Genomic DNA, 20,261 nt, shown 5'->3' with positions numbered 1-20,261 from the left:
AGCCCGAAAACCCTGTGATGCGGCCAGTCGGGGAGCGTCAGTTTTCCGTCGTCACGAATTGCGGCAGGGTGAACTGGTCGGCGCGCGCCGCATAGGTCAGCCCGCTGCGCAGCGCCCAGGACGGCACTTCGAAATGCAGTGGAAGGATGGCGTAATCTTCCATCGCCAGCGCATCCGCCTGTTCCAGCAGAGCCTTACGGGCCGCGTCGTCCATCGTGCCGCTGGCCTCGTCCAGCAGGCGATCAAGCTCGGGGTTGGAATAACGCCCGCCATTCGCCGTGCCCTGGCCCTTTGCCTTGTCATAAGTCATCAGCTGCGCCGTCAGCGTCGTGCCGATTTCGGCCGTGTTATTGCCCCAGCTGCCCAGATAGGCGCTGTAATCCAGCGCATCACGGTTCTTAAAGTACACCGGGGGTGCGACAGCATCGACGGCGGTGGTAACGCCGATCCGGCTCCACATCGCGGCGACGGTCTGGCTGACGCGGGCATCATTCACATAACGTCCGCTGGGCGAACCGAGGGTAATGGTAAAGCCGTTGCCCCAGCCTGCTTCGGCCAGCAGCGCCCTGGCGCGTTCAGTGTCCGGCCTGGGCGCGTCGACATGCGCCGGGCTGGTGCCGAACATGGTGCCGGTGCCAAGGCTGCCCGCTGCCACCGCCGCACCGCCCATGATGCGCTCGACAATGGCCGCGCGGTCGATGGCCAGTGACAGGGCCTCACGCACGCGCTTGTCCTTCAGCGGGTTCTTGCCCCCGGCGCCCCCGATGCCGGGGCTGTCATCCCGCTCCTGATCCAGCGCGATATAGATGGAGCGCGCAGGCGGGGCCGAAACCACATTGACCGCCTTATTCGCCCTGAAATCCGCGATGCTGGCGGTGGGCAGGTCTTCCATCATGTCGATATCCCCGGCCAGCAGCGCCGCCGCCCGCGCGGCGGGGTTGGTCATCGGGCGCATGACCACGCGGTCCCAGGCCGGGGCAGTGCCCCAATAATGTTCGTTGCGGGCCAGAACGAGGTCAGCCCCCTTCTGCCAGGACACGAAGGTGAACGGGCCAGTGCCGATCAGGCCCTCGCCGCGGTTCATCTCGGTCGTGGTGCGGCCTTCGGGGGCGGGGCCGGAGGCGGCAGTCTTCGACAGGATCGGAATGTTCACGATGTCGACCAGCAGCAGCGGATAGGGCACTGTCGTCGTGATCCGCACGGTTGCATCATCCAGCGCGGTGACAGAGGCGATCTTGCGGGTGAACAGGGTGAAGGCGGTCGGGCTGTTCGGCACCTTGGCGACGCGGTCGAAGGTGAAAACCACATCCGCTGCCGTCAGCGGGCTGCCGTCCGAGAAGGTGACGCCGGGCCGCAGCTTGAAATCCCATTCGGTCGGGCTGGCCAGTGCCCAGCTTTCCGCCAGCAGGGGTTTGACCGCGCCGGTCGGATCCTGCGTGGTCAGGGCCTCGAAGATCGATAGGGCCACCTGCATATTCGGTGACAGCACATGGAACTGCGGGTCCAGCGACGAGGGCTCGGATTTGAGGCCAATGGTCAGATCGTCGGCAAGGGCGGGTCCGCCAAGCGTCAGCGCGGCGAAAGCGGTGGCGGTCAGAAGGCGGTGTCTGGTCAGGCGCATGTCAAATCCTCTTCGCCGCAGGCTCGGGGCCACGCGGGCATCGCTGTTGTCTTGCATTGCTGCGCGCAGTGGGCCTGCCCGGCCTGCGCATGGCCCCGTTTCCCGGTGTACCTGCTGCATTCGCCTGCCGGTACCGGTTCGGAGCCGTGGCGGGCAGGGGAAATCTGGGTCGGTTCCTGCCGGGATGCAATGAACTTACCCGCCCGCAGCGATGAATATAAGTTATAATGACATGGCAAAAACTTGATGTAATAACGGGATGGCGCCATAAATCATTGTTATTCCGGTCAGAGGATCGCAGGAGGCCATGGATTTCCGGCAGTTGAGAAATCTTGTCTTTGTCGCCCGTTACGCCAGCTTCGGTGTTGCCGCCGACAAGCTGAACGTCACTCAGCCCGCTCTGAGCAAAAGCATCCGCGCGCTGGAACAGGCGACCGGGGTGCGCCTTCTGGACCGTGGGCCATGGGGCGTGCGCCCGACCGCGTTCGGCGAGCGCCTGATCGAATATGCCGAGGCGGTTCTGGCCCTGACCGACGAGGCGCGGGACGAGCTGGATGCGATGCGGGGGGCGCAGCGCGGGCGGCTGCGGGTCGGTGGGATTGCCACAACCTTGCGCACGATCCTGCCGAATGCGGCACGGCGCTTTCTTGCAAGCCACCCCGGCGTGAACCTGACCCTGAACGAAGAGTTGAGCCCCGCCCTGCAACATCAGGTGCTGAACGGAACCATCGACATCGCGCTGATGTCGCGCCCCCGCGACTTTCCCGATGAGGAACTGGAATATCGCGATCTGATCAAGGTGCCTCTGGTGATTGTGGCCGACCGGGCGCATCCCCTCGCCGCTCGTGACAGCCTCCGGCTGGCCGACCTGCGCGACTGGCTGTGGATCATTCCCGCCCGCCCTGACCCGGACCGCACGGCGCTGGATGCGCTTTTCGCCAATGCGCAACTGCCGCTGCCGCAGGCGATCTGCGAGACGACCTCCTCCACCTTTCAGGTGTCGATGCTGGCTGGTTCGCCCTGGCTCAGCTATTTGTCGAACACCAGCGCCTTCGCGCGCGGCGCATCGGCGCAGCTGGTGCCGCTGAAACTGGATGTGCCACTGTGGACGCGCAGTATTGGCATCGTCTACCGCCGCCGTCCGGCGCATCGCCCGCTTGTTACCAGTTTCATCCGCGAGATGACGGAGGTCTGTGCCGAAATACAGGTCTGACAGGCTGCCCCCCGACGGCGTGTCGGGGCGTCATCCTGTTCCCGGCAGAGGTGCTGCAAAAGCAGAAAAATCATATCCGTCCACATGATCCCGAAAGGCCAGCTGGGCGCGCGAGGGGTTTTCCCGGCTCGGGAAGATCATCGTCATCTCGTAGGGCGCAGGGGTCCAGCCCGGCAGCAGGCGGACGAGGGCGCCGCTGGCCAGTGCGGGCTGGCAGACATAGGCGGGCAACAACGCGATGCCGCTGCCAAGCAGGGTGGATTGCAGCAGGAACCCCATGGAATCCGAGGAAAACGAGGTCGGTGGTCGCAGGCTGACCTGTTCCGCCCCGTGGAAGATCCAGTCGGGCTGGGTGTCATGGACAAGACAGCGGTGCTGCACAAGCTCGGCGGGATGGCTTGGTGAGGTGCAGGTTGCCAGATAGGCCGGGGCGGCGACCAGCAGCCGCTGGATGGCGGAGATCCGCCGCAGGATCATGTCCTGCCCCTGTGGGACGCCGACACGGAAGGCAAAGTCGATCCGTTCGCGCAGCAGGTCCAGCGGACGGTTGGTGGCGAGCAACTCCACCGTGATGCCCGGATGGCGACCTGTAAAGCCGTGCAGGAAGCGCGGCATGAAATGGCTGGCGGTGATCTCGGGGCAGGTGATGCGCAACTGGCCTTCCGGTTGCGTCTTGAGATGGCCCATGGCCACGGCGGCGTTCTGCGCCTCTTCCCTGACCCTCCGGCAATAGGCCAGATAGACCTCGCCCGCCGCCGTCAGCGTCACCTGCCGGGTGGATCGGTTCAGAAGGCGCAGGCCCAGCCGGGCCTCAAGCTGGGCAATGCGTTGGCTGACAGTCGATTTCGGGATGCCAAGCCGTTGACCGCCTTGTGTGAAGCTCCCGGTTTCGGCCACCTCGGCCAGAAGGATCATGTCATCCAGACTGTCCACCTTGTCACCCGTAATGTCCGGCTCGTGGAACAGTATCCGGCATGACCGGCAGCCCGCAATGGCCTCTGGATCAGAGCTTCACCAGCTGCTTGCCGAAATTCTCGCCCTTCAGCATGCGAATGAAGGCTTGCGGCGCGGCTTCGATGCCTTCGGCTACATCCTCGCGCGCCTCCAGCAGGCCCTGCTGATACCAGGCGGTCAGATCGCGGCGCGCCTCGGCATAATGTGCCTCGAAGTCATTCAGCAGGAAGCCCTCGATCCTGGCGCGGGTGACCAGAATGCGGCGCAGGAAGCGCGGCCCGATGTCGGGCTGGTCGAACCTGTCGGCAAGCGCCACAGTGCCAACGACGACGATCCGGCCAAAGGTGTTGAGGTTCAGCAGGGCTGCGTCATGCAGCGGGCCTGCGGTACTGTCGAGGAAGACATCGACGCCATCGGGGCAGGCGCGCGCGATGGCGGCGGTCAGGTCGCCCGCTGTCCGGTGGTTGATCCCGGCCTGATAGCCGATGCTCCTGCACCATTCGACCTTGGCATCGGACCCGGCGATGGCGACCGGATTGAACCCCTTGATCCGGGCAATCTGGCCGGCAATCTGACCCAGCGCGCCCGAGGCGGCCGAAATCAGCACCGTCTCGCCTGCTTTGGGGCGGCCGACATTCAGCAAGGCGAAATAGGCGCTGAGGCCAGGCATCCCGAGGCATCCCAGCGAGGTTTGCACAGGCGCGGCATCAGGGTCCAGCCGCATGGCGGTATCCGCCGCCACCGTGGTGTAGGGCTGCCAGCCGAAATCATCGGCCTGAATGATATCGCCGGGGCGAAACAGCGGAGAGTTCGAAGTGACGACCTCGCCCACCCCGCCGCCCTGCATCACCTCGCCGATCTGCTGCCCGGCAGCATAGTTCTTCGCCGGGCTCAGCCTCGCGCGCATGTAGGGGTCCACCGACAGCCAGAGCGTGCGCACCAGAAGCTCGCCGGGTCCGGCAACGGGGGCAGGCCGGTCCTCAAGGCTGAAATCCTCCGGGGCAGGCATGCCGGTCGGGAAGCGTTTGAGGGTCCAGGTGGGGTTTGAGGTCATGGCTTTGTCCTTGGTGTCAGGATGCAGGGGCAGACTAGCCGCCACCGGGGTGGCGAGACAGCCCTTGCTTGCAGACACAGTGTTCAGCCTGGCGAACAGTTGCCCCAATTCCGCGTGGCCCTCCGAGGGGCCTTCGGGCCGGATGATTCGTCAGCTCGGGTTTGCTCTGGGACGTCCTGAAAGTGTCCGGCGCGTCGGATTTCTAAAAATGTTAACATTTTCAACATGATGTTTCCCTGCTGCAGCAAAAATTTCAAAAGTCATCATTTAATTGACATTAGTCAGTTCGGAGATATCTTACAAATGTCGACCATTTGGTGACTTATGGTCGATACCGGGGAGGGGAAGATGGCGGCACTGCTGGAGGTCTCGGACCTCGTGAAAAGCTTTTCAGGCGTTCCGGCGTTGCGGGATGGGCGGTTCCGGCTGGAACCCGGCTCGGTCCATGCGCTGTGCGGCGGCAATGGTGCGGGCAAATCGACCTTTCTGAAGATCGTCATGGGCATCCAGCCACGCGACAGCGGCGTGATCCGGCGCCGCGGGGACGAGGTCAGCTTTTCCAGCCCGGCCGAGGCACTGGCCAACGGCATCGCCATCGTGGAGCAGGAGCTTTCGCCGGTGCCTGCCATGTCGGTGGCCGAGAACATCTATATGGGGCGCGAGCCGGTGGGCCGTTTTGGCCGTATCGACTTTGCCACCCTCAATCGTCAGACGCAGGATTTGCTGGATGGTTTCGGCTTCTCCATCCGGGCGACCGATCTGATGATGGATCTGACCGTCGCGCAGACCCAGCTGGTCGAGATTGCCAAGGCGCTGAGCTATGATGCCGAGGTCATCATTCTGGACGAGCCGACTTCGGCGCTTGGCGAGGCGGAGGCCGGACATCTGTTCGCCGCGATTGCCACGATGAAGGCGCGAGGCAAGGGGGTGATCTATGTCAGCCACCGCCTGTCGGAAATCTTTTCCATCGCCGACAGCTACACCGTGTTCCGCGATGGCAGCTTCGTCCAGACCGGCGCCATGGCAGAGATCAGCAAGGACCAGTTGATCCAGCTGATTGTCGGCCGCCCGCTGACCGAGGAATTCATCAAGGAAAACACGCCGGGCACGGAAGCCGTGCTGAGCGTCAGCGGTTTGTCGGCGGCGCGCGGCGTGCGCGATATCTCTTTCACCGCGCACCGGGGCGAAATCCTCGGGCTTTATGGCCTGATGGGATCGGGCCGGACCGAGATTTTCGACCGCCTGTTCGGTCTTTGCGCGGAAACTGGCGGGCAGATCGCGGTGGGGGGGCGGCAGGTGCTGCTGCGCTCGCCTGCCGACGCCATTGCCGCGGGCATCGCCTATGTGACCGAGGATCGCAAGGGCTCGGGCCTCGTGCTGTCGGGCAGCGTGCGCGACAACCTGTGCCTTGCCACGCTGGCGGCGCTGTCCCGCGCTGGTGTGATGCGCGCGGCGCAGGAGGGCGATGCGGCGGCGCGAATGATCGACGAGCTGAGGATCAAGACCGCCAGCGATGCGCTGGGTGTCGGGCATCTGTCCGGTGGCAATCAGCAGAAGGTGGTGTTGGGCAAGTGGTTTCTCACCGCGCCGCGCATCCTTTTGCTGGACGAGCCGACACGCGGCGTCGACGTCGGCGCCAAGCGCGAGATCTATCGCGTGATGTCCGATTTCGCCCGCGCGGGCGGCACCGTGCTGATGGTGTCCTCGGAAACCGACGAAATGCTGGGCATGGCGGATCGGGTCATCGTGCTGAAGGACGGTCGCATGGCCGGAGAACTGGGCCGGGATGCGCTCTCGGCTGAAGGATTGCTGCATCTGGCCGCGTGACGGCAGGCGCAGAGGGAGGACAGGGATATGGAACTCAAGGCAAAGACCCCGGCGGGCGGTGGTCTGTCGGCCGGACAGATCGTGCAGAAATACGGCATCGTCTTCGCGCTGCTTCTGGCCTGTCTGACGCTGACGCTGATCAACGAGAACTTTCTGACCACGCGTAACGTGCTGAACGTTCTGCGGCAGACCTCGATCAACGGGGTTCTGGCGATTGGCATGACCTTTGTCATCCTGACGCGCGGGATTGATCTGTCGGTCGGTTCGGTTGTGGCGCTGACCGGGGTGGTTTCCGCCTCTTTCGCGACCACATCCTCGGCCGGGTTCATTCCGGGCGCGCCCTGGCCTGCGCTGGTGGCCATCGCCATCGGGCTGCTGGTCGGCATGGGCTGTGGCGGCGTCTCCGGGGTAATCGTGGCGCGGTTCCGCGTGCCGGCCTTCGTGGCGACACTGGGCATGCTGTCGGCGGCGCGCGGGCTGACCCTGCTTTATTCCAGCGGCCGCCCCATCCCGGCGCTGAGCGATTCCTTCCGCTGGATTGGCACCGGCAGCGTTCTGGGCATCCCGGTCCCGATCTTCGTCCTGCTGGGCACCTTTGCCGCTGCGCATTTCGTGCTGACCCAGACTCGGTTCGGTCGCCACATCTATGCCGTGGGCGGAAATCCGCATGCAGCCAAGGTTTCGGGCCTGCCGGTGAACCGCATCCGCTTCATGGTCTATGTGATCTCTGGTGCGCTTGCCGGGCTGGCCGGGATGATCCTTGCCGCGCGCACCGGATCGGCGCTGCCGCAGGCGGGTATCGCCTATGAACTGGACGCCATCGCGGCGGTGGTGATCGGCGGCACAAGCCTTGCGGGCGGGGTGGGGCGGGTGTCCGGCACGCTGATCGGGGCGCTGCTGATCGGCGTGATGAACAACGGGCTCGATCTGATGGGGGTCGAATCCTACTACCAGCAGGTCATCAAGGGCTTCCTGATCGTGGCTGCCGTGATGCTCGACCAATCCAAGAACAAGCAGGACTGACCGTCCTCGACTTGAGGCGCGGGCGAACGGCCCGCCGCCATGACCGCGTGATCCAAATGGGAGGAAGAACGCAAATGACCAAGAAGACGCTGATGCTTGCGACGGCGCTGTCGCTGGTGGCTGGTCTGGCCGGGGCGCAGGACAAGCCGAAGATCGGGGCTGCTGTCTACGGGCTCAATGCCGAGTTCATGCAGATCTGGGCCCAGGCGGCCGAGAACCACCCGGCGGTGAAGGAAGGTCTGGTGGAACTGACCGTATTCGACGGCCGCTATGATGCGCTGGTCCAGCAGGAACAGTTCGAGACGATGATCACCCAAGGCTACAAGGCCATTGTCTTTGTGCCCATCGACATCGAGGCCGGTGCCGCCGCCGTTGATGCCGCCGCTGCGGCAGGCATCCCGGTTTTCGGGTCGAATACCCGCGTGAACAGCGACAAGCTGACGGCCTATGTCGGGTCGGACGACGTGCAGTCGGGCTATATGGAAGCCAAGCATGTGCTCGACAAGATCGGTTGCAAGGGCAATGTCGTGATCATCGAGGGGCCGATTGGTCAGTCGGCGCAGATCCAGCGGCTTGAAGGCAACCAGAAGGCCCTGGCCGAATGCCCTGATGTGAAGGTGATCGAGCAGCAGACCGCGAACTGGAGCCGTGCCGAGGCGCAGACCCTTATGGAAAACTGGCTGACTGCGCATCCGGGTGAGATCGCCGGGATCATCGGCCAGAATGATGAGATGGCACTTGGCGCGATCGAGGCCGTGAAAGCCGCGGGTCTCAAGCCGACCGATTTCGCCATCGCGGGCATCGACGGCGTGACCGACGCGCTGCATGCGGTGAAGGCTGGCGATATGGCTTCGATCCTTCAGGATGGTCATGCGCAGGCGCAGGGTGCCCTGGATCTGGCCATTGCCGCCGTGCTGCCGGATTACAAGCCGATGTCGGAAATCTGGTCGCAATATCCCGACATGCCCTGGGCTGATGGCAAGGCCAAAGAGTACAATGTGCCGTGGACGCCGGTGACGGCGGACAACGTGGACGCGCTGCTGGCCACCCGCCAGTAACCGACCCGGGCCACAGACCCGAGGGCCGGGCTTCTCGCTCCCGTCCCGGCCCCGGGTGCCTTTCGACAGGGCTCCAATCTCAAGGAACAGAACCATGGTCGCTCCGACTTTCGACTTTTCACTTGCCGGCAAGCTGGCCGTCGTGACCGGCGCGGCCTCGGGCATCGGCGCGGCGATTGCCGAAGCCTTTGCCGCCAAGGGCGCGCGCGTCGCGCTTCTGGACATGATCGGCGAGGCAGCTGCCGCCCGCGCGGCGGACCTGCCGGGGGCTGCGGCCTTTGCCTGCAATGTGACCGATGCGGATAGCGTCGCCGCTGCCGTGGCCAAGGTGCAGACCGAGATGGGCGCCATCGACATTCTGGTGAATAGCGCCGGGATCGTCGATCTTGCCCCGGCCGAGGATTTGGGCACCGTCGCATGGGATCGCACCATCGCAGTGAACCTGACCGGCAGCTTTCTGATGGCGCAGGCAGTGGGCCGGGCGATGATCGCCGCCGGGCGCGGCGGCCGCATCGTCAATCTGGCAAGCCAGGCGGGCTCGGTGGCGATTGACGGCCATGTCGCCTATTGCGCCTCGAAATTCGGGATTATCGGCGTCACCAGAACGCTGGCGCTGGAATGGGGCCGCCACGGCATCACGGTTAACTCCATCTCGCCAACAGTGGTGCTGACCGATCTGGGTCGCAAGGCCTGGGACGGGCCGAAGGGTGAGGCGATGAAAGCGCAGATCCCCGCAGGCCGTTTTGCTGAACCGCATGAAATTGCGGCGGCAGCTGTCTTTCTGGCCTCCGCCGAGGCCGCAATGATCAATGGCGCCGACCTTCTGGTCGATGGCGGCTATACCGTGAAGTGAGACGAACATGCAGAGATTCATTAACAATCCCGACGATCTGGTCGATGAAACCGTCGCCGGTTTCGTGAAGGCGCACCGGGATCTGGTGCATCTGGATGCCGGAAATCCGCGTGTGGTCGTGTCGAATGCCGCGCCGCAACAGGGCCGCGTCGGCATTGTGACCGGCGGGGGCTCCGGCCATGAACCGGCCTTCATCGGCTATGCCGGGCGCAATATGGTCGATGCGGTGGCGGTGGGAGAGCTGTTTTCCTCGCCCACGGCGAAAAGCTTTGCCGATGCGATCAGGGCCGCAGATGGCGGGGCCGGGGTCGCGGTGCTGTATGGCAATTATGCGGGCGACAACATGAATGTGAAAATGGCCGCCCGGATGGTGGCCAAGGAGGGTATTGAGGTCGCTACCGTCGTCGCCAATGATGACGTCTGTTCGGCCCCGCCCGGGGAACGCGCCAAGCGGCGTGGCGTCGCGGGCGAGATTTTCATGTGGAAGATCGGCGGGGCGAAAGCCGCGCAGGGTGCGAGCCTCGCCGAAGTGCAGGCGGCGGCGCAGAAGGCGATTGATGCCTGCCGGTCTGTCGGCGTGGGCCTTGGTCCCTGCACGCTGCCGGGCGTCGGGCACCCGAACTTTCAGATCGAGCCGGGCACGATGGAAGTGGGCATCGGCCATCATGGGGAGCCGGGCACGCGGGTCGAGGCGCTCAAGACGGCCAACGAAGTGGCCGATGACATGCTGAAGATCGTGATGGAAGATCACGCCCTGCCCGCAGGGACCGAGCTTGCCGTGCTGGTTTCCGGCCTTGGTGCCACGCCGGTGAACGAGCTTTATGTGCTTTACGACCGGATCGAGGCGGGGCTGACGGCCATGGGCATGGGGATCCACCGGGCGCTGGTCGGCAACTATTTCACTTCGCTCGAAATGGTTGGCGCCACGCTGACCGTGATGGCGCTGGATGCCGAACTGAAGGCGTTGCTTGATCTTGAAACCGCATCTCCGACACTGTGAGGCTGACATGACCACAATCCAGAATGCAGATCAGGCCACCATCGTCGAGGAACTGGCCGCGGTGATCGTGGCCAACAAGGCCTTCCTGTCGGAAATCGACGGCAAGATCGGCGATGGCGACCATGGGATCAACATGGCCAAGGGATTTGGCCGCGCGGCAGAACGTATCCATGGCAAGGGCATGACGCTGGATGCCGCCATGCTGGTGCTGTCCGATGTGCTGATGTCAGAAATCGGCGGCTCAATGGGTCCGCTTTACGGGCTGATGTTCGAGGATATGGCCGGGGCGCTGACAGGCCGGGAGGTGATTGACGCGGCGACCTTCTCCACCATGCTCAATGCCGGGCTGGAGGGCGTGCGCGGCGTCGGATCGGCCGAGGTGGGCGACAAGACGCTGATGGATACGCTGGTTCCCGCCGTCGCGGCCTTTGACGCAGCGCAGGGGCAGGGTTTTGCCGCAGCGCTTCGGGCTATGGCTGCGGCGGCGGAAACCGGGCGCGACAGTACCATTGATCTGGTGGCGAAGATCGGGCGGGCCAGCCGGCTTGGCGAAAGGTCACGCGGGGTGCTGGATGCGGGGGCGACCTCCTGCTGCATGATCCTCACGACCCTCGCGCAATCGGTACAGCGCAGGCTGGCCTGAGCCAGGAGGCCGCTCCCGCTTCGGCTCTTGCGTCGGGGCGGGGATTGGGGCCAAGTGACCACATGAGCCCGCTGGACGCCAATCAGATTGTTGCCCTTTTTCGTGTGATCGCCCGGCGTCTTGCCGAGGCGCGGTCGGAACTTGGTGTGCTGGACGGTGCTATCGGGGATGCGGACCACGGCAATTCCATGGCCGATGGCTTTGCCGCCGTGGTGCGGGCCAGTGCCGAAGCGGCGGCAGTGGGTTGCGCAGCGGGGGATCTGTTCGCCGTTGCGGGCCGGGCCTTCCTGAATGCCGTTGGGGCCACGACCGGCCCGCTTTATGCCAGCGCCCTGTTGCGGGCGGGGCAGCAATTCGCCGGACGGGCCGAAATCGCGGCAGAGGATGTGCCTGCTCTGGTTTCGGCCTTCGCGGCGGGCATCCGGGATCGGGGCAAGGCCCGGCCGGGTGACAAGACCATGATGGATGTCTGGGCGCCTGCTGCGCGGGCGGCTGAACTGCCGGGCGATCCCCTGACGCGACTGGACCGCGCGCTGCGCGCAGCCGAGGACGGGCGTGATGCGACGCGCGCCATGGTCGCCTCTGTCGGTCGTGCCGCCCGGCTGGGCGAGCGCAGCCTTGGCCACATCGACCCCGGCGCCGCTTCGGCTGTCATCGTCATCGCCGCCCTCCGTGACGGGCTGGCCCGGTATCTGTCCGAGGCACGGCCCTGATGGCGCCGCGTCCGGGCAGCAAATCAGGTGACGGGGATACCGCTTCTGCCATGCCGCTGCGCTATGGCGACGATCCCCTGCTCTGGGCCGCCTGGCTTTATTACGAGGAAGGGCTGACCCAGGGCGAAATCGCCGAGAAGATGGGTCTGTCCCGCGCCTCGGTGAATGCCTATCTGGCCGATGCCCGCACGCGCGGCATCGTGAATATCGAGATCGCGCCCGACAAATTCCGCAGCCTGTCCATCGCGCAGGCGCTGCGCGATCATTTCGGCTTGCAGGATTGTCTGGTGATCCCGACCGAGGGCGGTGACCGTTCGCTGATCGCCCGGCTGGGGGCAGCCGGGGCACAGACCTTGCAGCGCTTCGTCAAATCCGGAGACACGCTGGCCGTGACCTGGGGCCGCACCGTTCTGGCGCTGGCCGAGGCGCTGGACCGCCCGGGGTTGCAGGATGTGCGGGTGGTGCAGGCCACCGGCGGCACCACGGCGAAGATCCCGTGGACACCCGAGGCCTGCGCCTCGCGTCTCGCCGAGGCGCTGAACGCGCGCAGCATCCCGATTTCGGCCCCCGCGACAGTGTCTTCGCCCGAGATCCGCGCCATGCTGATGCAGGAGCCGGTTCTGGCCGAGCAACTGGCCATTCTGGCCGAGGCTGACCGGATCGTGATGGGGATTTCCTCGCTGCGGCCGGAAAGCACGATCCACAGCAGCGGCTTTCTGGATGGCGGCGTGCAACATGCGCATTATCAGGATGCCGTGGGCAGCATCATCGGCCGCTTCATCAACGCGCGCGGCGAGCCGGTGATCGGGCCGATGCATGAACGCACCATCGGCATCGACCTCGACGCCCTGCGCCGCATCCCGCAACGCATCGCGGTCGCAGGCGGAGTGGACAAGCTGCCAGCCATTCTGGCGGCATTGCGCGGGGGCTATGTCAATGTGCTGGTCACCGATATGGTGACCGGGCGCGGGATTCTGACCGCAGAAGGCTACAAGGACACGCCGCGCCGCAGCCCGCCGCCGGTTCAGGCGCCGCTGACCGCGCGCAGCCATGTGAAAAAGCTGATCAACGCGCCGCAGGACGCGGTGGACGAGGCGCTGAAAGGCGCGCTTCTGGCGCATGAGCATCTGATCGCCGCGCTGCCGGGCAGCCCGCGCGCCATCCGTGCGCTGGAAGGCCCGCGTGCGGGCAAGGTGGGCATCGTGATCGGTGGCGGCGCCGGGCATGAGCCGGGGTTCTGGGGCTATGTCGGCCGGGGGCTGGCCGATGCCGCAGCAATTGGTAACCTGTTCGCCTCGCCGCCGCCCGGCCCGATCCTCGCCGCGACACAGGCTGTGGATGGCGGGGCAGGTGTTCTGTATATCTACGGCAACTTTTCCGGCGATGTGATGAACTTCGACATGGCGGCAGAGCTGGCCATGGCCGAGGGGATCGCGGTGCGTGCCGTGGTCACGACCGACGATATCGCCTCCTCCCCGGTAGAGAGCCGCGCGGCGCGGCGCGGTGTGGCGGGCAATGTGTTCATCTTCAAGATCGCCGGGGCGGCAGCCGACCGGATGCTGCCGCTGGAAGCCTGCGACGCGCTTGTGCGGCGGGCCAATGCGCGCACCTACACCATGGGGCTGGCGCTGGAACCGGGCAGCCTGCCGGAAACCCGGCGACCCAGTTTCGAGCTTGGCCCGAACGACATCGAAATCGGCGTCGGCGTACATGGCGAGCCGGGGGTGGTGCGTCAGCCACTGGCCCCTGCGGATGATTGTGCCGACCTGCTTCTGGATCGCATCCTCGCCGAAATGGCCCCGCATGAAGGGGACCGGGTGGCGGTTCTGGTCAATTCGCTGGGTGGCACACCGGCGATGGAGCTTTACATCATTCTGCGCCGGGTGCGGCAGCGACTGAAATCGCGGGGGATCGAGGTCCACAGCAGTCTGGTCGGGCCTTACTACACCTCCCTCGACATGGCGGGCGTGTCGCTGACGCTTCTGCATCTGGATGACGAGCTTGCAGGCCTGCTGGAGGCGCCCTGTCGGTCAGCGGCGCTGGTGGTTCCCTGACGCATCACGCGCCTGTCGCAAACCCTGCTTCTGCGGCCGTTCGGCGGGCTGACTGCGGGTTGCCGGGAATTTTGGCATTCTCCCGCTGCGGGAAACCCTGCTAGCATCCCGTGGGAAGCTGGGCTGCTGCAATGTCGATCCGCGAACTTCTTGATAACCTGCACAATGTCGTGCGCGATCCGCGCGGCGAGACCCGCTATTGGGGTGACCCGGCGCACAGCTTCAACCTGTTGCCCGGCATCGAGCTTGCAGGCCAGATCGTGCCCGCGCTTTATTTCTCGCACTGGCGCATTCTTGCGCCGCCAAACCTGCCCGCCGAGATTGCCGCGCCGGTTGCCGCCGGGCAGGCGATGGTCGATCAGTTGCGGGAGGGACGGCGTGATCCCTGCGGGCTGATCAATGGTCAGCTGCTTGTGATCCGGCCGGAGGCCGAACGCGGGATGGGCATGGTGGTCTTTCTTGACATGTCGTCGCTCGCGCGCTGCCTCGCCGCAGATTTTCCCGACGTGCGCCTGACACCAGCCCTTTTGCAACTGCTTGCAGCGGTTCTTGCAGGTATCCCGATCAAGACGGGCCATCAGGATGACCTGCGATCCGCCGAGACCCGCAAGACACAAGCCCGTGCGTTGCGCGACAGGTTCGGTCTTGCCACGACCGAAGAGGTTGGCCGCATTGTCGGTGCTTTCATCCTGCGCCGGGTCGAGGCCGCGGCGAGCCAGCGTCAGCGCGCCGACAGTCAGGCCTTTCACGCCCATATCGACCGTTTCTACCCCGAGGGTGTGCAATCGCTTGTTCTTCTGGGCCGTGATGGTGAACCGTGCCGCGTTCTGGCGATGGGGCCGGTGGCGGGGCGGCCCGTCATCATGCTGCATCCCCTGATCCTGCCAAGTATCGCCGATGAGGATATCGAGGAACTGCACAGGCTGAACCTGCGGCTGTACTGGCCGCTGCGGATCGGTCAGCTTGCCCCGCACGACAGGCCCGCGTCGGAAGAGGAAACGATCCGCCACGCGTTGCGCGGGATTGACCTTGTGCGCAGTTGTTTTTGCGGGCCGACGGCGACACTGGTCAGCATTGCGGCGGCCTCGAAGATTGCCCTGGCCTATGCCCGGCGGCACCCCGAGCGGGTGAACATGATCTGCACTGCGGCGGCCTGTGTGCTGCGCGGGCGGCCGCAGACCGCGAACCGGCGGCTGGCCAAAAGCATTCTCGACATTCTGGACCGGACGCCCTGGCTGGCAGAGGGTGCCCTGCGGATCGCGACGAGCCACCTGCTGTCAGAGCGCCGGTTCCGCCGCTTCCTTACGGACCAGTTTGCCGAAAATCCGGCGGATGGGGCGATCATCCGCTACGAGCTGGACGAAGTTGCAGGCGGGCACCGTATCAAGGAGGCGATCGAGCTTTCGCTGCATTCAATCCGCAACGATTTCGCCTTCCAGCTTGATCTTGAGTGGGATCAGGCCCGGCATCTGAAAATGCCGCTTCATATCCTGCATGGCGCGCAGGACAGCATCCACCCGCTGCCCATGATCCGCGCGCTGGCCGCCGGATTGCCCGACGCAGAGTTGCATGTCATGCCTGAAACCGGGCAATTGCTGATGGGGCCAAGCCTGCGGCGGATGTTTCGCCTGCTGGCGGGTCTCGTGCCCCGGACCTAGCCGGTTCCCGATGTAACGAGAGTTCCTGATGTTGCGCCGACTTGTCTTTGCCCTGCCTGAGCTTTCGCAAAACCTGATGTTTGCCTCGGTGAATGGCTGGTTTCTGTATTACCTCGTCACCGTGCTCGGGCTTTCGCCTGCACTTGCGGGGGTGGTGTTCCTGATCGGGCGCGTGCTGGATGCGGTGCTGGATGTTCCGGTGGGCTTCCTGTCCGACCGGATGGCGCGCAGGGGCGGGCGGGTGCGGCTGATCGGCGTCTCGCTGCCGCTTGCGGCATGTGCCTTTGTGGTGATGTGGCTGGCCCCGGCGATGGGCACCTCGCATACCGTGGTTTTTCTGGCGGCGACGGCAGGGTTCTCACTGTTTGCCCTGTTCTACACACTGGTTGCCGTGCCGCGCATCGCGCTGTTGCCGGGCTATGCCCGCACGCGGCCCGAACGGATCCGTCAGGTCGCCATCGACATGGTTGTCGCATGGTTTGCGGTCGGGATGGCCTCGGCGGCATTTCCCGCGCTGGTCGGCCAGGCTGCCCGCCATACCGAAGCCCCGCTGACCTGGGGGCTTGCGGCTGCGGTCGTCGCGGTCATCGGACTGGCGTTCTATCTGCCGTTTCTGCTGCGGGTTGATGACAGGATGCTACATCCGCAGGGTGCGGAAGCCCCCCTGACATTGCGGCAGGGTCTCTCGCGGCTGCGAAGGCTGCGGCAGAGGCTGCCATTCGGCCGGTTCTTCCTGCTGGTGCTCGCGCCATTCCTGCTGCAATCCGTGCTGCCCTTCTATCTGAGCCTGCATATCGGCCTGCCGGCTGAGCGGCAGTTTCCGGTGCTGGGCGCGGTCTTCGCCACCGCTTTGCTGGCTTTTCCGGTCTGGTCCCGCATCGCGCAGCGTGTCAGCGCCAGAAGCCAGACGCTTGCCGCGCTGGGGATAACGGCTTGCGCTCTGGTGGTGATGCCCTTTCTGCCCGCCGGGCTGTCTGCCCCGATCTTCGCGCTTGCAGTGATCTGCGGTGCGGGCCTGTCCGGTCTGGCGCTTGCGGCCTGGGTGCTGATCCCGCAGACGGTCGACCGGGCGCAGCAGATGGCAGAAGCGCCGGGGGAGGGGCTGACCTCGGCGGCCTTCACCTTCATCAACAAGCTGGCGGCAGGTGGGGCGGCGATGATTAACGGCATCGCGCTGTCGCTTGTTCCGCCCCGCGCCGGGGGTGGTGACAGCCTGATCGGCTGGGCGGCTTCGCTGCCCGCGCTGGCCTGCTGCCTGATCGCGGCGGCGCTGCTGTTGCGCGGTGCCCGGTAAAACCGGCCTTCCCGTGGCAGCGCCAGACCGACAATCGCCCGGCTATCCCCCCCAGGGGGGAAGCGGGTGGCAGGGCTTTGAGTTAAATTCTCAATCAAATCTGTTGGTTGCCATGCTGACCGAGGGCGCATGCCCCGGTGGATCAGGGCGTGCCGTCCCCCTGTGACGTCGCATGTGATTGCGTGCGTCCGGCGATTCCGGAGGAATTTGAATGAGCTTTTACATCCCCGTCTCCATGCGCATTGAATACACACTGGATTCGCGATCAGCTTTTTACAGCTACGCAGAGACCTACGATCCTTACAGCTTCAGCGATTCCGGTGACCCGACCGGGGCCTCGCTGAACGAGGCGGCGCAGGATCTGGTGTTCACGGGCAGTGTGGAAGGGCAGGCGTTCGAGTTCATTCTGGTCGAACAACTGCGGCACATGCTTGGCACGCTGAATACCTCGCTCAGCGAGACCTATGCGACCTATTCACATTCTTATTCAAACACCTGGGACATGTGGTACGCCAACGGCGCCATCACGGAATGGTTCGTGGGATACGGCCCGGGAACCAATGCCTACGACACCCTCTTTGGCACGGCAGAGTGGTATCGGAACGATTACGGCAACGTTTCCAGCGGGTCGGACGAGACCTCGCTCGTCTATCAAAGCTGGACCTGGTGGACCGACTCCTTCGAGGTTGACTACGATCTTTATGATGAAGTGGTGAACTTCAATGCGCTGTCCGGGCTGCAATCGCTTGCGATCCTCTATGGCGATCACCCGCTTGCCAGCGGTGGGGAGGACGCCGATGTCGTGGTGCTTTCCGATACCGGCAGGATCGAGGTCAGTTATCAGGGCAATACCCGGATTTACGATCTGGAAAGCATCTTCGATGCTGCCGGCGGCAATGACAGCATCACCGGCGGCCTGCGCGAAGATCAAATCTCGGGCGGTGAAGGGCAGGACACACTGAGCGGCGCGGCGGCGTCCGACAGCCTTTATGGCGGCGGCGGCGCCGATCTTCTGTATGGCGGCCTGGGCGATGATGAATTGCAGGGCGAGGGCGGAAACGACTCGGCCTATGGCGGTGAGGGGCAGGATTACCTGCTTGGCGGTGATGGGGATGACCTGCTGGATGGCGGCGCCGGAGACGATACGCTGGACGGGCAGGGCAGCGGAAATGACACGCTGTTCGGCGGTGATGGGAATGACAACCTGTCCGGCCATGACGGCGCCTCGATCTACGGCGGGGCGGGGAACGATACGATCTACGGCACGCTTTATGGCGGCGAGCTGGTCGCCGATGGCGGGGCAGGGAGCGACTATTTCGACGTTTCGGCAACTTCCGCCGGTGTCGTCACCCTGTCGGGGGGCGATGGCGATGATACGCTGCTCGTCTGGGCGGATGTTTCCGGCGAGGTCGATCTGGGGGACGGGGCGGATACGCTGAACGTCGATGCGCAGAACGCGATCCGCGTGACGACCGGCGCCGGGAAGGACCGGATCGTGCTTCAGAACTGGTCGGAAGCCGTCGACAACAAACTGGAAATTACCGATTTTCAGGCAGGAACAGGCGGTGATGTGCTGGTGCTGGACCGGCTGTTCGGCGCGGGCCGTGATCCCTTTGCCGAGGGGATGCTTTCCCTCCGCCAGGCGGGGGGCGATGCGGTTCTTTGGCTGGACAGCGACGGGGACGGGGCGGCTGAGGCAGTCAGGCTGGTCACCTTCCGCGACACGGATGCCGCGGCTTTCGCGCCGGGAAATATCTCGCCCTTGTCAGCCTCGCTGGACGATGCGCCCGTTGTGACCCGGCCGCTGGCGAACCGCAGGTTTGCGGAGGACAGCGGCAGGTTCAGCTTCACCCTTCCGTCCGACAGTTTCACTGACCCCGAGGGCAAGATGCCCGTCCTTTCGGCAAGGCTGGCAAACGGGCGGGCCCTGCCTGCCTGGTTGAGCTTTGATACCGCGACAGGCAGCTTTACCGGGACACCGCCCGCGAACTTCAACGGCGCTCTTGATATCCGTGTGACGGCAAGCGATGGCCGATGGAAGGTCAGCGATGAATTCAGGCTGGCCATCCTGCCGGTCAACGATGCGCCGACCGGGCGTATCCTGATCGACAAGTCAGTGCATGTCGGCACTGCCGTGCGTGCCGATGTCTCGGCGCTTGCCGATGCTGACGGGCTTGGCGCATTTGCGTTTCAATGGTTGCGCGACGGCAAAGCGATCCGCGGTGCAACGGAGGCCGCCTATATTCCGTCGGTGGCGGATATCGGGGCAAGACTGTCTGTCCGCGTGCGCTACGAGGATGGCGATGGCACGCGCGAAACCATCACCTCTGCCGCTACAGCGCGCGTTCCGCTGGAACCGCTGGTGGGAACATCCGCAAAGGACACGCTGACCGGATCGCATCGCAATGACACGATCCGGGGAGGCGGTGGCAATGACACGCTTGATGGCCGGGCCGGAAGCGACAAGCTGTTCGGCGGTTCGGGCGGCGACGAGCTGAAAGGCGGAACCGGGGCCGACACGCTTGATGGCGGCAGCGGCAACGACAGGCTGTTCGGCGGCTCGGGCCAGGATCTGCTGCGCGGCGGGGCAGGGGCCGATACGCTGGACGGCGGCGGTGGAGCGGACAGAATGGCCGGAGGCAGCGGAAACGATACCTATATCGTGAATGCGACGGGCGATCTTATCAGCGAGGCGCGGCGGGGCGGCGTGGATCATGTGCGGACCTCGGTTGATCTGACGCTTGCCGCCAATGTGGAAAATCTCACGATGACCGGAAAGGCCGATCTGACGGCCGTCGGCAACAGCTCCGCGAACCTGATGACCGGCAACAGCGGCCGCAACACGCTGAATGGCGCGCGCGGCAACGATACGCTGGATGGCGGTGGCGGCAATGACCGGCTGACCGGAGGGCAGGGCAATGACCTTCTGAAAGGTAGCACCGGGGCCGACACGCTGGATGGTGGCTCGGGACGCGATGTGCTGACAGGCGGCGGCGGGGCGGATGTCTTCGTTTTCGCCGCAGGCTCAGGGCGCGATGTCATCACCGATTTCCGCAAGTCTGCCGACATGATCCAGCTGCGCGACCTGGGTGTATCCTCGTTCAGCGAAGTGCGGGCCCTTGCCACTCGGGTTGACGGCGACGTGGTGATCCGGTTCGGCGAGGGCGATACCCTGATCCTCCGCGACACCACGATCCAGGCGCTGTCCGAGGCGATGATCTTCGTCTGACCTTCAACGGGCGGACGCCCCCCTGATCTTGCGCGGCCCGGCTGAATGCCGGGAGCCGCCGGGGCCA

At 64.9% G+C, this 20,261-nt stretch carries 15 protein-coding genes; 12 read left to right on the top strand and 3 right to left on the bottom strand.

All coding sequences use genetic code 11. The annotated features are described in order from the left end of the window. Positions 1 to 37 precede the first annotated feature (37 nt). On the bottom strand, positions 38 to 1,621 hold the full coding sequence (locus tag IE126_RS12515) for an ABC transporter substrate-binding protein (protein WP_189381183.1): 1,584 nt from the start codon (positions 1,619 to 1,621) through the stop codon (positions 38 to 40). Between the two features lie 307 nt (positions 1,622 to 1,928). Between IE126_RS12515 and IE126_RS12510 the strand changes: the two genes are divergently transcribed. Further along, positions 1,929 to 2,834: a LysR family transcriptional regulator gene (locus IE126_RS12510; protein WP_189381182.1), complete on the top strand. Its 906-nt coding sequence runs from the start codon at positions 1,929 to 1,931 to the stop codon at positions 2,832 to 2,834. A 30-nt stretch (positions 2,835 to 2,864) separates the two neighbouring features. On the opposite strand, the gene IE126_RS12505 is transcribed toward IE126_RS12510, so the two are convergent. Together IE126_RS12505 and IE126_RS12500 are read right to left on the bottom strand one after the other, a co-directional pair. After that, the gene (locus IE126_RS12505; RefSeq protein ID WP_189381181.1) at positions 2,865 to 3,767 is read right to left on the bottom strand and encodes a LysR family transcriptional regulator; all 903 of its coding nucleotides are present in this window, start codon (positions 3,765 to 3,767) and stop codon (positions 2,865 to 2,867) included. Positions 3,768 to 3,837: 70 nt separating this feature from the next. Next, positions 3,838 to 4,842 carry an NADP-dependent oxidoreductase gene (locus IE126_RS12500; RefSeq protein WP_189381180.1) on the bottom strand — a complete coding sequence of 335 codons (1,005 nt, stop codon included), beginning with the start codon at positions 4,840 to 4,842 and terminating at the stop codon, positions 3,838 to 3,840. 348 nt (positions 4,843 to 5,190) lie between these two features. On the opposite strand from IE126_RS12500, the gene IE126_RS12495 reads away from it, so the two are divergent. The 11 genes from IE126_RS12495 (at position 5,191) to IE126_RS12445 (ending at position 20,194) form a co-directional block, all read left to right on the top strand. Then, positions 5,191 to 6,669, top strand: a complete 1,479-nt coding sequence (locus IE126_RS12495) for a sugar ABC transporter ATP-binding protein (protein WP_189381179.1) — start codon at positions 5,191 to 5,193, stop codon at positions 6,667 to 6,669. A 27-nt stretch (positions 6,670 to 6,696) separates the two neighbouring features. After that, positions 6,697 to 7,692, top strand: coding sequence for an ABC transporter permease (locus tag IE126_RS12490; protein WP_189381178.1), 996 nt, complete (start codon positions 6,697 to 6,699; stop codon positions 7,690 to 7,692). A 74-nt stretch (positions 7,693 to 7,766) separates the two neighbouring features. Next, positions 7,767 to 8,750 (top strand): substrate-binding domain-containing protein, encoded by a 984-nt coding sequence (locus IE126_RS12485; protein WP_108129574.1) that lies wholly within the window; start codon positions 7,767 to 7,769, stop codon positions 8,748 to 8,750. Between the two features lie 94 nt (positions 8,751 to 8,844). After that, a complete protein-coding gene (locus IE126_RS12480; RefSeq protein ID WP_189381177.1) occupies positions 8,845 to 9,603 on the top strand; it encodes a GolD/DthD family dehydrogenase in 759 nt (252 codons plus the stop codon). A gap of 7 nt (positions 9,604 to 9,610) precedes the next feature. Next, positions 9,611 to 10,603, top strand: a complete 993-nt coding sequence (locus tag IE126_RS12475; RefSeq protein WP_189381176.1) for a dihydroxyacetone kinase subunit DhaK — start codon at positions 9,611 to 9,613, stop codon at positions 10,601 to 10,603. A gap of 7 nt (positions 10,604 to 10,610) precedes the next feature. Then, complete coding sequence (gene dhaL, locus IE126_RS12470; RefSeq protein WP_189381175.1) at positions 10,611 to 11,246, top strand: dihydroxyacetone kinase subunit DhaL; 636 nt, start codon at positions 10,611 to 10,613, stop codon at positions 11,244 to 11,246. Between the two features lie 62 nt (positions 11,247 to 11,308). Continuing rightward, the gene (gene dhaL, locus IE126_RS12465) at positions 11,309 to 11,959 is read left to right on the top strand and encodes a dihydroxyacetone kinase subunit DhaL (RefSeq protein WP_189381174.1); all 651 of its coding nucleotides are present in this window, start codon (positions 11,309 to 11,311) and stop codon (positions 11,957 to 11,959) included. Next, on the top strand, positions 11,959 to 14,013 hold the full coding sequence (locus tag IE126_RS12460; RefSeq protein ID WP_189381173.1) for a bifunctional sugar-binding transcriptional regulator/dihydroxyacetone kinase subunit DhaK: 2,055 nt from the start codon (positions 11,959 to 11,961) through the stop codon (positions 14,011 to 14,013). Before dhaL (IE126_RS12465) ends, IE126_RS12460 begins: the two co-directional genes overlap by 1 nt. A 131-nt stretch (positions 14,014 to 14,144) precedes the next feature. Further along, positions 14,145 to 15,671 (top strand): alpha/beta hydrolase, encoded by a 1,527-nt coding sequence (locus IE126_RS12455; RefSeq protein ID WP_189381172.1) that lies wholly within the window; start codon positions 14,145 to 14,147, stop codon positions 15,669 to 15,671. A gap of 28 nt (positions 15,672 to 15,699) precedes the next feature. After that, complete coding sequence (locus IE126_RS12450) at positions 15,700 to 16,965, top strand: MFS transporter (RefSeq protein WP_189381171.1); 1,266 nt, start codon at positions 15,700 to 15,702, stop codon at positions 16,963 to 16,965. A 211-nt stretch (positions 16,966 to 17,176) separates the two neighbouring features. Continuing rightward, entirely contained in the window at positions 17,177 to 20,194 is a 3,018-nt protein-coding gene (locus IE126_RS12445; RefSeq protein ID WP_189381170.1) for a putative Ig domain-containing protein, read from the top strand. Positions 20,195 to 20,261 lie beyond the last annotated feature (67 nt).

The sequence above is a fragment of the Gemmobacter nanjingensis genome (genome assembly GCF_014652195.1).
GTDB classification, from domain to species: domain Bacteria; phylum Pseudomonadota; class Alphaproteobacteria; order Rhodobacterales; family Rhodobacteraceae; genus Gemmobacter; species Gemmobacter caeni.
This window is presented reverse-complemented; position numbering and strand designations above follow the sequence as displayed.